This window comes from Rhizobium sp. N324 (assembly GCF_001664485.1).
Classification (GTDB): Bacteria; Pseudomonadota; Alphaproteobacteria; order Rhizobiales; family Rhizobiaceae; genus Rhizobium.
Window position 1 is genome coordinate 628,492 of record NZ_CP013630.1, and the last position, 12,560, is coordinate 641,051.

15 protein-coding genes and 2 tRNA genes are annotated in these 12,560 nt (G+C 61.0%); 12 read left to right on the forward strand and 5 right to left on the reverse strand.

Annotated features, from left to right (window positions below; translation table 11 throughout):
• Positions 1–5 precede the first annotated feature (5 nt).
• Together AMK05_RS03045 and AMK05_RS03050 are read right to left on the reverse strand one after the other, a co-directional pair.
• Positions 6–2,066 carry an ATP-dependent helicase gene (locus AMK05_RS03045; protein WP_064836412.1) on the reverse strand — a complete coding sequence of 687 codons (2,061 nt, stop codon included), beginning with the start codon at positions 2,064–2,066 and terminating at the stop codon, positions 6–8.
• A gap of 107 nt (positions 2,067–2,173) precedes the next feature.
• Entirely contained in the window at positions 2,174–2,440 is a 267-nt protein-coding gene (locus tag AMK05_RS03050) for a hypothetical protein (protein WP_064841253.1), read from the reverse strand.
• Between the two features lie 173 nt (positions 2,441–2,613).
• Here AMK05_RS03050 and AMK05_RS03055 point away from each other — a divergent pair, with 173 nt between their 5' ends.
• Both AMK05_RS03055 and AMK05_RS03060 read left to right on the forward strand, forming a co-directional pair.
• On the forward strand, positions 2,614–2,874 hold the full coding sequence (locus AMK05_RS03055; protein WP_064836414.1) for a BON domain-containing protein: 261 nt from the start codon (positions 2,614–2,616) through the stop codon (positions 2,872–2,874).
• A gap of 57 nt (positions 2,875–2,931) precedes the next feature.
• On the forward strand, positions 2,932–3,192 hold the full coding sequence (locus tag AMK05_RS03060) for a hypothetical protein (RefSeq protein WP_064836416.1): 261 nt from the start codon (positions 2,932–2,934) through the stop codon (positions 3,190–3,192).
• 267 nt (positions 3,193–3,459) lie between these two features.
• On the opposite strand, the gene AMK05_RS03065 is transcribed toward AMK05_RS03060, so the two are convergent.
• Positions 3,460–3,702 (reverse strand): DUF982 domain-containing protein, encoded by a 243-nt coding sequence (locus AMK05_RS03065; protein ID WP_049732818.1) that lies wholly within the window; start codon positions 3,700–3,702, stop codon positions 3,460–3,462.
• A 1,034-nt stretch (positions 3,703–4,736) separates the two neighbouring features.
• Positions 4,737–4,811: transfer RNA gene (locus tag AMK05_RS03070), tRNA-Thr, on the reverse strand.
• Between the two features lie 156 nt (positions 4,812–4,967).
• On the opposite strand from AMK05_RS03070, the gene AMK05_RS03075 reads away from it, so the two are divergent.
• The 10 genes from AMK05_RS03075 to AMK05_RS03120 all read left to right on the forward strand — a co-directional run bounded on the left by AMK05_RS03075 (position 4,968) and on the right by AMK05_RS03120 (position 11,113).
• Positions 4,968–5,162, forward strand: coding sequence for a hypothetical protein (locus AMK05_RS03075; protein ID WP_064836418.1), 195 nt, complete (start codon positions 4,968–4,970; stop codon positions 5,160–5,162).
• A 106-nt stretch (positions 5,163–5,268) separates the two neighbouring features.
• Positions 5,269–6,561 carry a UDP-N-acetylglucosamine 1-carboxyvinyltransferase gene (murA, locus tag AMK05_RS03080; protein WP_064836420.1) on the forward strand — a complete coding sequence of 431 codons (1,293 nt, stop codon included), beginning with the start codon at positions 5,269–5,271 and terminating at the stop codon, positions 6,559–6,561.
• A 94-nt stretch (positions 6,562–6,655) separates the two neighbouring features.
• The gene (locus AMK05_RS03085; protein ID WP_064836422.1) at positions 6,656–7,087 is read left to right on the forward strand and encodes a DUF2948 family protein; all 432 of its coding nucleotides are present in this window, start codon (positions 6,656–6,658) and stop codon (positions 7,085–7,087) included.
• A gap of 115 nt (positions 7,088–7,202) precedes the next feature.
• Complete coding sequence (gene hisD, locus AMK05_RS03090; protein WP_064836424.1) at positions 7,203–8,501, forward strand: histidinol dehydrogenase; 1,299 nt, start codon at positions 7,203–7,205, stop codon at positions 8,499–8,501.
• Positions 8,502–8,505: 4 nt separating this feature from the next.
• Positions 8,506–8,979, forward strand: a complete 474-nt coding sequence (locus AMK05_RS03095; protein ID WP_064836426.1) for a UPF0262 family protein — start codon at positions 8,506–8,508, stop codon at positions 8,977–8,979.
• A complete protein-coding gene (locus tag AMK05_RS03100) occupies positions 8,976–9,461 on the forward strand; it encodes an arsenate-mycothiol transferase ArsC (protein WP_171899742.1) in 486 nt (161 codons plus the stop codon). Before AMK05_RS03095 ends, AMK05_RS03100 begins: the two co-directional genes overlap by 4 nt.
• Before the next feature lie 123 nt (positions 9,462–9,584).
• Positions 9,585–9,803: a translation initiation factor IF-1 gene (gene infA / locus AMK05_RS03105; RefSeq protein ID WP_003545338.1), complete on the forward strand. Its 219-nt coding sequence runs from the start codon at positions 9,585–9,587 to the stop codon at positions 9,801–9,803.
• Positions 9,804–9,858: 55 nt separating this feature from the next.
• On the forward strand, positions 9,859–10,479 hold the full coding sequence (locus AMK05_RS03110; protein ID WP_003570453.1) for a Maf-like protein: 621 nt from the start codon (positions 9,859–9,861) through the stop codon (positions 10,477–10,479).
• A gap of 38 nt (positions 10,480–10,517) precedes the next feature.
• Entirely contained in the window at positions 10,518–10,730 is a 213-nt protein-coding gene (yacG, locus tag AMK05_RS03115; protein ID WP_003588672.1) for a DNA gyrase inhibitor YacG, read from the forward strand.
• A gap of 307 nt (positions 10,731–11,037) precedes the next feature.
• Positions 11,038–11,113 (forward strand) — tRNA-Phe (locus AMK05_RS03120).
• Between the two features lie 150 nt (positions 11,114–11,263).
• Here the strand turns inward: AMK05_RS03120 and AMK05_RS03125 are convergent.
• The gene (locus AMK05_RS03125) at positions 11,264–12,304 is read right to left on the reverse strand and encodes a class I SAM-dependent methyltransferase (protein ID WP_082935707.1); all 1,041 of its coding nucleotides are present in this window, start codon (positions 12,302–12,304) and stop codon (positions 11,264–11,266) included.
• Between the last annotated feature and the right edge of the window lie 256 nt (positions 12,305–12,560).

The following is a 12,560-nucleotide window of genomic DNA, read 5'->3' on the forward strand; positions in this document are numbered from 1 at the left end:
TCGATTTATCGCCACATGCCGCGCATGCGGGCGCCGACATCGATGCGCATCTGCCGCACATGGGTTTGCGCGGCAGTCTCCGATTTCACCTGCGGCCAGCTGCAGGCCTCGAAGAACTGCAGCAGCGTTGCCGGAATGAAGCGGCTGCGCGAGGCATAGACGTGCCGGTCGCCCTGCGCATTCTGCCCATAGGTGAAGAAGCGCTGCGGCACGACGAGGTCGAGACCGTCGCGCGCACGGGTCATCGCCACATAGAGCAGCCGGCGCTCCTCCTCGATTTCGGCGCTGGCGCCGACGGCGAGATCGCTTGGAATGCAGCCGTCGACGACATTCAGCATGAAGACCCTCGTCCATTCCTGGCCCTTGGCGGAATGAATTGTGGAAAGGATGAGATAGTCCTCGTCGAGCAGCGGCACGCCGGCCTGGTCGCTTGTCGCATCCGGCGGATCGAGGGTGAGTTCGGTGAGGAAACGCTCGCGCGAGGCATAACCGCCGGCAATCTGCTCGAGCTGCAGCAGGTCGGCCTGCCGGGTCGCCGCGTCCTCATGCAGCCGCTCCAGATGCGGCGCGTACCATTGCCGCGCCAGCTCGATCTCCGCGGGCCAGCCGGCCTTGCCGGATTTCATCTCCTGCAGCATCGAAACGAAAGCCGTCCAGTCCTCGCCGGAGCGCGGCGGCGCCGGCATGGCGGCGAGCGCGGCGAGTGGGTTCGCATCCTCGGCCATCAGGTCGAGCGCCTTCTGCGCCGTCGACGGTCCGACGCCCGGCAGGATCTGCATCAGCCGGAAGCCCGCCACCCGGTCGCGTGGGTTCTGGGCGAAGCGAAGGGCGGCCAGCATGTCCTTGACATGGGCGCTGTCGAGAAATTTCAGTCCGCCGAACTTGACGAAGGGAATGTTGCGCCGGGTCAGCTCGACCTCGAGCGGCCCGCTGTGATGCGAGGTGCGGAACAGCACGGCCTGCTGCTTGAGCGTCAGGCCTTCCTCGCGATTGTCGAGCACCATGTCGGCGATATAACGCGCCTGCTCGGCCTCGTCGCGCACGGTGACGAGGCGCGGCCGCTCGGTGGATTGCCGCTCGGTCCAGAGATTCTTGGTGAAGCGCTCCGAGGCGAGATCGATGACGGCGTTGGCCGCCGCCAGGATCGGCTGCGTCGATCGATAGTTGCGGTCGAGCGTGACGATATTGGCGGGCGGGCTGAAGGCGGCGGGAAAATCCAGGATGTTGCGCACTGTCGCCGCGCGGAAGGAATAGATCGACTGCGCATCGTCGCCGACGACAGTCAGCCCCTGGCCTTGGGGTTTCAGCGCCAGCAGGATCGAAGCCTGCAGCCGGTTAGTATCCTGATATTCGTCGACCAGCACATGGTCGAAGCGGCTGCCGATATCCTCGGCAATCACGCTCTCGCCGACCATCTGCGCCCAGTAGAGCAACAGATCATCGTAATCGAGCACGTTCTGGCTCTGCTTGGCTTCGACATAGCAGGCGAAAAGCTCGCGCAGCTGTTGTTCCCAGGCCGCGCACCACGGAAAGGCGTCGCGCAGCACCTGGTCGAGCGCCGTCTCGGAGTTCACCGCCCTGCTATAGATGGCAAGGCAGGTGCCCTTGGCCGGAAACCGGCTTTCCGTTTTGGAGAAGCCGAGATCGTGCCGGATGAGGTTCATCAGGTCGGCGCTGTCTTCGCGGTCATGGATGGTGAAATCGGCATCGAGGCCGATCTGCTGGGCATAATCGCGCAGCAGCCGCGCGCCGATGCCGTGGAAGGTGCCGGACCAGTTGAGCGCATCCGCCATCACACCGGCATTCGTACCCAGCACGTCGCGGCAGATGCGCTCGACGCGCCGCGCCATTTCGGCGGCGGCCCGCCGCGAGAAGGTCATCAGCAGGATGCGGCGGGGATCGGCGCCCTTGACGATCAGATGCGCGACCCGGTGCGCCAGCGTATTCGTCTTGCCCGAGCCGGCGCCGGCAATCACCAGCAGCGGTCCGGCAATATGGCTGCCGTCGGTGAGCGTGCCATGCTCGACGGCCATGCGCTGCTGGGGATTGAGCTTTTCGAGATACATCCAGCCGTCCGGTCGGGCTCCCACAGAATCACTGCGGAAAGATTAGATGTTCCTTGAATGTTCGCGATTTCCGCCGCTGTCAAGCATTCTGCCGCAGGAGGGCTGCCTCAATCGGGGAAATCCGGCCCCACCACGCGCCGCACCAGCTTCAGGCTGCGATCCGGCTGAAGAATATAGGTTTCCTCGACGCGCTGGCCGGTCCCGTTGTAGAACTGGTGGTGGACGGCGCTGCCGACCGGCGATTTGGTAAGCTTCGTCCGCGGCTGGCCGCCATAGGTGATGCTGCCGGGAATGGGATCCAACCCCGGGCTATCGGCCGACGAGCAGCCGGCCAGCAACACTCCGGCAAACAAAACGGGCAGCAGCACTTTCATCGTCGTCATCCTCTTTCGGCTGCAGAAAGATATGGAAGCCGCGGCACCTTCCGCCAAGAGTGGGCCAAGCCTGACGCGCAGAAATCATGCGAATATCCGGTCGAGACCAGCGGGCCGCAACGAAAGCGCTGTTGCGGCGTTAACCGGATATACCAATCTCAGGAGACGCTTCAGTGATCGGGTATCCTGTATTCCCCGACCATGACGAGCCCGGCCGGCAGGGCCATGGCGATGCGGCGACACGTGCTTCGGTGGAGGGCGCTCTTCATGCCGCCGATGATCTCGACGCTGCGGAAATTGCTGTGAGCATGCTCGGTTCGTTTGTCGTTCTCGAAGGTTTCGTGCGCCGGCGCGGCGATGTCGAGCGGGCGGTCGGGATCGCCGAGAGCATCGTCGGCCGCGGTTATGTGCACAGTCGCCTGTTGCGGCGCTGAGGGAACCAAGTTCCCTCCTGCGGGTTGAAATGCCGGATCGAAAAGCTGGAGACCCTCATGCAGTCGCTTCCTCGCCTCTCGGCAATCACCTTGATGTCGGCCGGTGTCTTTGCCGGCTCCGCCTATGCCGCACTCGAAACCGGCACGAATTATTCGGCGCTGCCGAAAGACCAGATCGCGCTCAACGAATATACCGGAGCCGTCGCCTGCACGCCGGCCGAGCCGCACTATCTCCCCTCCTTCATCCGCGCGGGAGACGGCACGATCATCGGCGTCGGATATGTCGAGGTGGAGAATGAGGGCGCCACAGACTGTTGAGACAGCCTGCTCGAACGAGGCTCGCCTGCGTTGCCGCAGAGGTGACGAGCCTCTGACCATCATCATGATGGCTGGGCATCTTCTATGAATGGACCTGTCCCGGACGCAACGCCCGTTGCACCAAAACCCGCCACAAGTTCGATGCAGGGTTAAGTAAATTAAAGCATTGCCCCGTTCCGGCACACTCCGTTTACGGAAATGCCGGCCGAAGGAGCCAGTTCAACGGGGCCGAGCGTGCCTTCGCGTCCTGTAGGACGCTTGGGCGCTCTAATGCAGCTTCAGCTTCGCCTCTTCGGCCGCCGCCAGAAACTCGGCTCTCGCCTCTTCCACGCTCTTGCGCCCATCGAGCGCTGCCCGGCAGGTGCTACGGGCCTTGATATAACGCAGCCCGCGCGAATTCGGCCAGAAATCCGCCAGGCATTTCAACGCATCGAACGGACCATTGACCGTTCTAAGATCGGCTCCCTCGAAACCGACCTTGACCGGGCTGTTCCATTTTTCAGTTGCCATCGATGCTCCTCCACGATTGTCGACAGAACAAAGGATGCAGCGTCTCCCATTCCTCCGCGGAGCCGCCGCCATAACAGGCATTCTAGCGGGATTTTCACGGCCAACAATGGTGAATCGTCTGTTGCTGATGAGGCGAAATGTCAGCTGGTGTGGGAGGGATCGCGGGGGGCGTGTTCGATGGGAGAATTTCGAATAGTCGCAGATAGGTTGTATGCGTTCGCGCGTTACTGCCGCTGCCATGCTCGAAAAGCTAAGGGCTTGACATGGGTTTAGATCGAAAATTGATCCAGGCTGCTTTTCTCTGCGGGGCGCTGGTCATGCCAGCACTTATCCGTGCTGTCCAAATTTCCCGAGACAGCTCTCTGTATGGCAACGCGCAGCCACCCACCTAACGAATGGCGTAGTAAAGCTGTGCCTCACTTTGTTCATCTGGTGTCGGCACACGAGTTTCAATCAATGGAAATCTCATGCCGCGTCGTCGCATTACTATGCCGCCAAGGGTTCCTTTTTCTTCGGAAGGGAAGGGCGTCCATTTATTCGAACAACTCAGCCAGGAAAGCCATGCAAAAAGTTTCAAAGCGAATTATCTCTACTGACTTTGGGCGGTTTCGCTGACTTGATTGCAAGTGAATATCCCCAACACGTCGAGATGATCGAAATAGTGCCAAAAGACAATCGTGATTTTTTGGGAGATTTGTCGTGAGCGCCAGACTTTTATTGGGGAGCCAGGAGTAAAGTGTTATCCCGCCTGGCGGGCTCAGGCGTTCATTCTAAGAACTTCAAAATCCCATCTTTGGAAAGCTCGAGCGGATAGGGATCCCAAAAGTCAATTTTCTCCTGCAGGAACAGAAGGGATTTATCGCAGCTGACGCGGAGGTCGTTAGCTGGGCGCAAGTGTCTCGAAAGAACGTTCATGAAACACTCTGCACGGATTTCCCGCGCAATTCGCGTTCTGTTCTGCTTTTTCATGCTGAATTGCGCAGCGTATGAAAACGCAGGCGCTGCGGTATCGCTATGATGTTGCTGAAGAAAACTGGTGCTGCCGAGTGGGATTGAACCACCGACCTCACCCTTACCAAGGGTGTGCTCTACCACTGAGCTACGGCAGCAGGACCAGGACCCGTGCGAGCCGGGTGGCTCAAATCGCGGGAACGGGGCGGCTATTGCCACAGCTTGACGGCAAGCGCAAGCAACAAATTCCAACTTCGCGTGGATTGGGCCGCAAGGGCCTTTTGGATCGGCGCGAATTCGGCTAATCCTGTGGCATGAACGACAAGACCGAAACCGGCCAGCAGAGCCGCAAGCAAGCGCTCGAGGCACAGGCGAAACTGCGCCGCGAACGCGCCGCCGAAAAACTTCGGGAAAATCTTTCAAGGCGTAAACAGCAGGTGCGCGCCCGCCGTTCGGGCCAGGCCGACGAAACAAGTGGACTGCCCGCCGCAAAAATGGACGAATCGTAATGTTCCGTCCGTCGCGAATTGAAGCGTCTCGAAAAATCCCCTAAACACCCCACTCCTATTCCAAGGCAGTATTTTCAGGAAAGGCGGGCGCGGCCCGTAAGCGCACATGGATCGTATCAGAATCGTCGGCGGTAATGAGCTGAATGGCATCATTCCGATTTCCGGCGCCAAGAATGCCGCATTGCCGCTGATGATCGCCTCGCTTCTGACCAGCGATACGCTGACGCTGGAAAATGTGCCGCATCTGGCCGATGTCGAACTGCTGATGCGCATCCTCGGCAATCACGGCGTCGATGTCGCCGTCAACGGCCGCCGCGAGCGCCAGGAAGATTCCTACGCCCGCACGATCCATTTCACCTGCCGCACCATCGTCGATACCACCGCTTCCTATGAACTGGTCTCGAAGATGCGCGCCTCCTTCTGGGTCATCGGCCCGCTCCTGGCGCGCGAGGGCCACTGCCGCGTGTCGCTGCCGGGCGGCTGCGCCATCGGCACGCGTCCCGTCGATCTCTTCATCGAAGGCTTGACGGCGCTCGGCGCCACCATGGAGATCGACGCCGGTTACATCAACGCCAAGGCGCCGAATGGTGGCCTGATCGGCGCGCGCTACACCTTCCCGAAAGTCTCCGTCGGCGCCACCCACGTGCTGATGATGGCGGCAACGCTTGCCCGCGGCACGACCGTCATCGGCAACGCCGCCCGCGAGCCCGAGGTCGTCGATCTCGCCAACTGCCTGAACGCCATGGGCGCCAAGATCTCGGGCGCCGGCACGGCGACCATCACCATCGAAGGCGTCACTTCGCTCTCCGGCGCCCGCCACCGCGTGCTGCCGGATCGCATCGAGACGGGCACCTATGCCATGGCCGTCGCCATGGCCGGCGGTGATGTCGTGCTCGAAAATACCGATATGGCGCTGCTCGACACCGCATTGGAAACGCTGCGCCGCGCCGGCGCCGACATCTCGTCGACCAACAACGGCATGCGCGTCAGGCGCAATGGCGCCGGCATCAAGCCGGTCGATATCGTCACCGATCCCTTCCCGGGCTTCCCCACCGACCTGCAGGCGCAGTTCATGGCGCTGATGACCCGATCCTCCGGCATCTCGCATGTCACCGAGACCATCTTCGAAAACCGCTTCATGCATGTGCAGGAGCTGGCCCGCCTCGGCGCCAGGATCACGCTCTCCGGCCAGACGGCGAAGATCGAGGGTGTCCCGCGCCTGCGCGGCGCGCCCGTCATGGCGACCGATCTGCGCGCTTCCGTCTCGCTCGTCATCGCCGGCCTTGCCGCCGAAGGCGAAACCACGGTCTCCCGCGTCTATCACCTCGACCGCGGTTTCGAGCGGCTCGAGGAAAAGCTGACCCGCTGCGGCGCCGTCGTCGAGCGCATCAGCGAGTAAGCAGCGCTCATCCCGGTTGCGTAATTGCCCGCAGCATCTTATTTCCCTTGTCAACGCATCGCCATTCCGGCGGTGCCTGCCGGGGTAAGACTGAATGACCGATCTGAAGCTTGTTGCGCTCGATGACGAGGACCTCGCGGTCATTTCCGCGCATATGCAGGACAGCGTCTTCAAGGTCGGTGATATCGACTGGTCGCCGCGCGACGCGCAGTTCGCCCTTGCCGTCAATCGGTTCGTCTGGGAAGGTGCCGAGCGCAAGCGCCGGGGTTTCGAGCGCCGCCGCGCCGCCCTGGTGTTCAAGCGGGTGCTGGCCGTGCGCTCGCTCGGCATCGACCGGGGCAAACGGGACGAGGTGCTGTCGCTGCTGGCGCTGCGTTTCGAGCGGAAGGGCGAGGGGCCGGAAGGCACGATCGAGCTGTCGCTGTCCGGCACCGCCTCGATTGCGCTCGATGTCGAATGCATCGAGGTGCAGCTCGCCGATATCGGGGGTGCCTGGGAGGCTTCGTCAAAGCCTCGTCACCGCTAAAGCATGTCGCCCGGAAGTGTGCTGCGGTTCCGGGATAACGACATGCATAAAACAATGAGTGTTTGACGCTTGACGTTTGAACATCGCAGTTTCGAGTTGAGAAGGAATATCGGCCTTGGCAATCTGGCTGGATCAGGCATCGGAAGGTTTCGAGCAGCATTTCGCTGCCTTTCTGACGACGAAGCGTGAAGTCTCCGAGGATGTGAACGCCGTCGTTCGCGCCATCATCGATGATGTCAGGGCCCGCGGCGATGTGGCGCTTGCCGAATATTCGCGGAAGTTCGACGGTATCGATTTCGCCACCGTGCCGATGCGCGTCGCGCCTGAGGAGTTCGACGCGGCCGTCGAGGCAGTGCCTGCGGAAGTGCTGGGAGCGCTGAAGCTTGCAGCGCTGCGCATCGAATCCCATCATCGCCGGCAGCTGCCGAAGGACGATATCTACGAGGACGACCTCGGCGTCGGTCTCGGCTCGCGCTGGACGGCGATCGAGGCCGTCGGGCTCTATGTTCCGGGCGGCACCGCGAGCTATCCGAGCTCGGTGCTGATGAATGCCGTGCCGGCCAAGGTTGCCGGCGTCGATCGCATCGTCATCGCCGTTCCCGCCACCGGCGGTACCGTCAATCCGGCGGTGCTTGCCGCCGCCAGGCTGGCCGGTGTCACCGAGGTTTATCGTGTCGGCGGCGCCCAGGCGATCGCCGCTCTTGCCTATGGCACCGAGACCATCGCCCCGGTCGCCAAGATCACCGGCCCCGGCAACGCCTATGTCGCCGCCGCCAAGCGCCATGTCTTCGGCACCGTCGGGATCGATATGATCGCCGGCCCCTCCGAAGTGCTCGTCATTGCCGACAAGGACAACAATCCGGATTGGATCGCCGCCGACCTCCTGGCGCAGGCCGAGCACGATGTCAGCGCCCAGGCGATCCTGATCACCGATAGTGCCGAATTCGGCAAGGCGGTGGAGCAGGCGGTCGAACGCCAGCTGAAGACGCTGAACCGCGCCGAGACAGCCGCGGCGAGCTGGCGCGATTTCGGCGCGGTCATCCTGGTTGCCGATCTGCAGCAGGCCATACCGCTCGCCAACCGCATCGCCGCCGAACATCTCGAGCTTGCCGTCGCCGATCCGGACCGGCTGCTCGACGGCATCCGCAATGCCGGCGCCATCTTCATCGGCGCCCATACGCCCGAGGTGATCGGCGATTATGTCGGCGGCTCGAACCATGTGCTGCCGACGGCGCGGTCGGCTCGCTTCTCCTCCGGCCTTTCGGTGCTCGATTTCGTCAAGCGCACCTCGATCCTGCGGCTCGGACCGGGTGAGCTGCGCACCCTCGGCCCGGCGGCGATCGCGCTGGCCGTCTCCGAAGGTCTCGATGCCCATGCGCGATCGGTTGCGATCCGCCTCAACCTCGAAAGGTGAGGGGATGGTGGCGGGCGATTTCCGGCTTTGCGACGTCGTCCTCGACGATACGATCGGCCGTTCGACGCCCGATGTCGAGCATGAGCGCGCCGTCGCCATCTTCGATCTGATCGAGGAGAACAGCTTTGCGCCGATCGGCCATGCCGGCGGGCCTTACCGGCTGAACATCTCGCTGGTCGATTCCAAGCTGGTCTTCGCCATCACCACCGAGGAAGGCGGCAATGTCGCCACCCATATCCTGTCGCTCACCCCCTTCCGGCGGATCGTCAAGGACTACTTCATGATCTGCGAGAGCTATTATGAAGCGATCCGTTCGGCGACGCCAAGCCGCATCGAGGCGATCGACATGGGCCGACGCGGTATCCACAATGAAGGTTCGCAGACGCTGAAGGACAGGCTGGCCGGCAAGATCGAGGTCGATTTCGACACCGCCAGGCGGCTGTTCACCCTGGTCTGCGTGCTCCACTGGCGCGGATGACGGCAATGGATCGGCCCGTCGACATCGAGGAGGGAAAGAGGCCGGGCGCCATCCTCTTCATGTGCGGGATGAACGCCATCCGCTCGCCGATGGCCGAAGCCATCGCCCGTAGCATTCTGCCGTCCAATATCTATATAAGGTCCGCCGGCGTTCGCGCCGGCGAGCGCGATCCCTTCGTCGATGTCGTGCTCGAGGAGATCGGGCTTTCCCTCGGGCGCCGCCTGCCGCAAACCCTTGATGAGCTCGAGGACGATTATTTTGATCTGATCATCACGCTGTCGCCGCCGGCCCATCACGCGGCCCTCGAGCTGACCCGCTCGAATGCGATCGACGTCGTCTATTGGCCGACCATGGATCCGACCGTCGTCAGCGGCACGCGCGAGCAGATTCTGGAGAGCTACCGTGAGGTCCGCGATCACCTGGCCGGCCTCATCGAAAGCCGGCTGCTCAAACGAAATGGCATTGCCGCGCAATCGGCATGAAAACAAATAAAGGAAAGCCTGATCAACAAGGTTCACAAACCTTCGTTGATTGTGTAGTTTCCGCCCAAATTTTAAGGGCGCGCGCTGCGCTGCCTCTTCAACCCACAGGAAGAAAACACTTATATGCCGAAAGAAGAAGTCCTCGAATTCCCGGGTATCGTTACCGAACTTCTGCCGAATGCGACGTTCCGCGTGAAGCTCGAAAACGAACACGAGATCATCGCCCATACCGCCGGCCGCATGCGCAAGAACCGCATCCGCGTTCTCGCCGGCGACAAGGTGCTTGTGGAAATGACGCCCTACGATCTGACCAAGGGCCGCATCACCTACCGTTTCAAGTAAGCTTGCCCAAGATCCTGCAAGGGGTTTTCTCCCGTCTGCCGATGGTCGAGGTTCCATGGCGCTGAAATACAAGCTCATTCTGGCCTCGGGCTCGCCCCGCCGTGTCGACCTGCTCAACCAGGCGGGCATCGAACCGTCGCGGCTGATGCCGATGGATATCGACGAGACGCCGAAGAAGTCGGAGCATCCGCGTTCGCTGGCGCGCCGGCTTTCGGCCGAGAAGGCGGAAGCGGCCCTTGCCGCCATCAAGAGCGATATCACCTGGAAGGGCAGCTATATTCTCTCGGCCGATACGGTGGTCGCCGTCGGCCGGCGCATTCTCGGCAAGGCCGAGTTCGCCGACGAGGCGTTGAGCTCGCTGCATCTTTTGTCCGGACGCAACCATCTCGTCTATACCGGCGTTTGCCTGGTGACGCCGGATCGCAAGATCCGCCAGAAGATCGTCGAGACCAAGGTGCGCTTCAAGCGCCTCTCCGGTTTCGAGATCGAAAACTACCTGGCCTCCGGCCAGTGGCGCGGCAAGGCGGGCGCCTATGGCATCCAGGGTCTTGCCGGCACCTTCGTGCAGAAGATGGTCGGCTCCTACACCAATGTCGTCGGCCTGCCGCTGTATGAAACCATTGTGCTTCTGACCGGCGAAGGCTTCGATGTGCATAGCCGGTGGCCGGAGGGCTGAAGCCCGAAGGCCGATTCCTGAATTAGGACGGACCGATCATGCCCGAAGACAACAAAGCCGCCGCCAAGGTCGAGCCGCTGCGTAAGGCGCGCCCTTGCCCTGAATGCGGCAAACCCTCACATCGCGAACATTACCCCTTCTGCTCCAACCGCTGCCGCGAGGTCGATCTCTCCCGCTGGCTGACCGGCGCCTACGCGATTCCCGTTGCCGACGACGAGACGAAGGCCGAATATCCGGATGAGGAAAACTAAAGCGTGTCGCGCAAAACTGTGCAGCGGTTTTCCCAGTCAAAGCGCGAAGCGCTTTTGCCGTAACGACATGCGTAAAACAAAGAACTAAAGCGCAAGGAGCGAATCTGAAAGATCGCGACGCGCTTTAGAGAAGTCGCCCAGCGAAGCTGTTATTTTTCCTCATGAATCCGCAAAACGCGCAAGGCCGTCAAAAAAGTGTCGTTTGACCGCTTGCCATGAGCGAACAAGATGCTATAACCCCGCTCGCTTCCGGGGCGCACCAAGGCTCCGCGGTTCTTTTCCTAAAAAGATCCATCGGAAGCAGGTTGCCCAGGTAGCTCAGTTGGTAGAGCAGCGGATTGAAAATCCGCGTGTCACTGGTTCGATTCCGGTCCTGGGCACCATTAAGACAAGCCAATACTTTCAGAAAATATCGCGCATTCCCAATGCGTCCTATCCCCTTTCTGAGGCTCGTTGTGGGCCAGCTCGTAACACGGGGGCGGTGCAAGCGGTGACGTTGCCGGACTTTTGCGAATGGCCCGGCTCGTCGAGGCTTACGACAGCTTCCTGATGGCGCTGTAAATGATGTTGCGGTTGGCACCGAACCAGACCGTGTTATCGACCGGGTTTTCCGTCGCGCTATTGGCAATATGCCGCATGTTGGCCTCGGAACGCTGGAGGAGCTCCCAGTTCATATAGGATTCCATGTATCCGTCATCGGCCATTTCGTCGGAGAAGTTGGCAAATAGAAAGACGCCACCGGGCTTCAGCATTTCCATGGAAATCTGCGTCAGTCGGATTGCGACCTTATCGGTGAGGTAATCGTACAGCCCTGCGGCGTAGATCAGATCGAAGGTGCCGATCTGGTGCTTTCGCGCCAGTAGACCGCGCACGGATCCGTTGATCGGCTCGACGGACGTTCCCTGGAATTGGCGTGAGATCGAGCCGATACTTTCGGGGTCCTGATCAAGGGCAACCCAGCGTTTGAGGCGGCCTTCCGCAAGTGCTTTGGATGCCTCCGCTTCGCGAAGGTGACCGGCGGCGATGGCGAGGATCTCCGTACCCGAACCCGTTCGCGCAGCGGTCTCATCAACGTAGCGGGTCAGGGTGTCGCGACGTTCCCTGACGGCGACCGGGCCGGGAGCGTTTATCGTGTATTCGAAGATATTCAGACCGTGCAGGGTGGACTTGGCCACTTCTTCGGCCACCGCCGGGTGCCCATAGATAAAGTCTATAAGACTGGCATCGCCGGAATAGCCGCGAGGTTTTTCAAACGACCAACGCGTGAACGGGCACTGCTGCAGAATCTTTGCCGAGGGATGGGCCTGAATAAGCGGGATGAGCTTCTGCCATACAGCCGCGCCGTATTTATGCCGGATGTCATGGAGCTGGCCAATCAACCACCTGACTGCGTCCGGCAGGTCTTTGCCCGCGGCGAACCGCTGCATTGCAATGTTGATGACAATTGCAAACTCAGCCTCCGCAATTCTGAGGCGTTCTGTTTCATTGTCTTTGTTAGGTGAGGGGAACCTGTTGCTGACGGATTGCGGTGTAATCAAGCTTTGGCCATCGAGAGAAAAGAGGGGCTGCGCCACGGAAACCTCATCGGTGAATAGAGATTTAAAACATTGCATAAAATCTTCAGCATTCTCATGAAGGTCAAGCGTTAAAGTTGGAGAAAGTGTCCCTGGTGCACGTCTTAGCTTTAGAAAATATTAGTGAACCCAAGAGATACTCCGCCCGCTTTGGCATCGTTCGAGCGTTATCGGTTGATGAGGGGTCTGCGTAGGGCTATCCAACTTCAGCTAGCGGTTTGCGTCGGGCAACTGCTGCAAGGATGTTGGGTGGCAG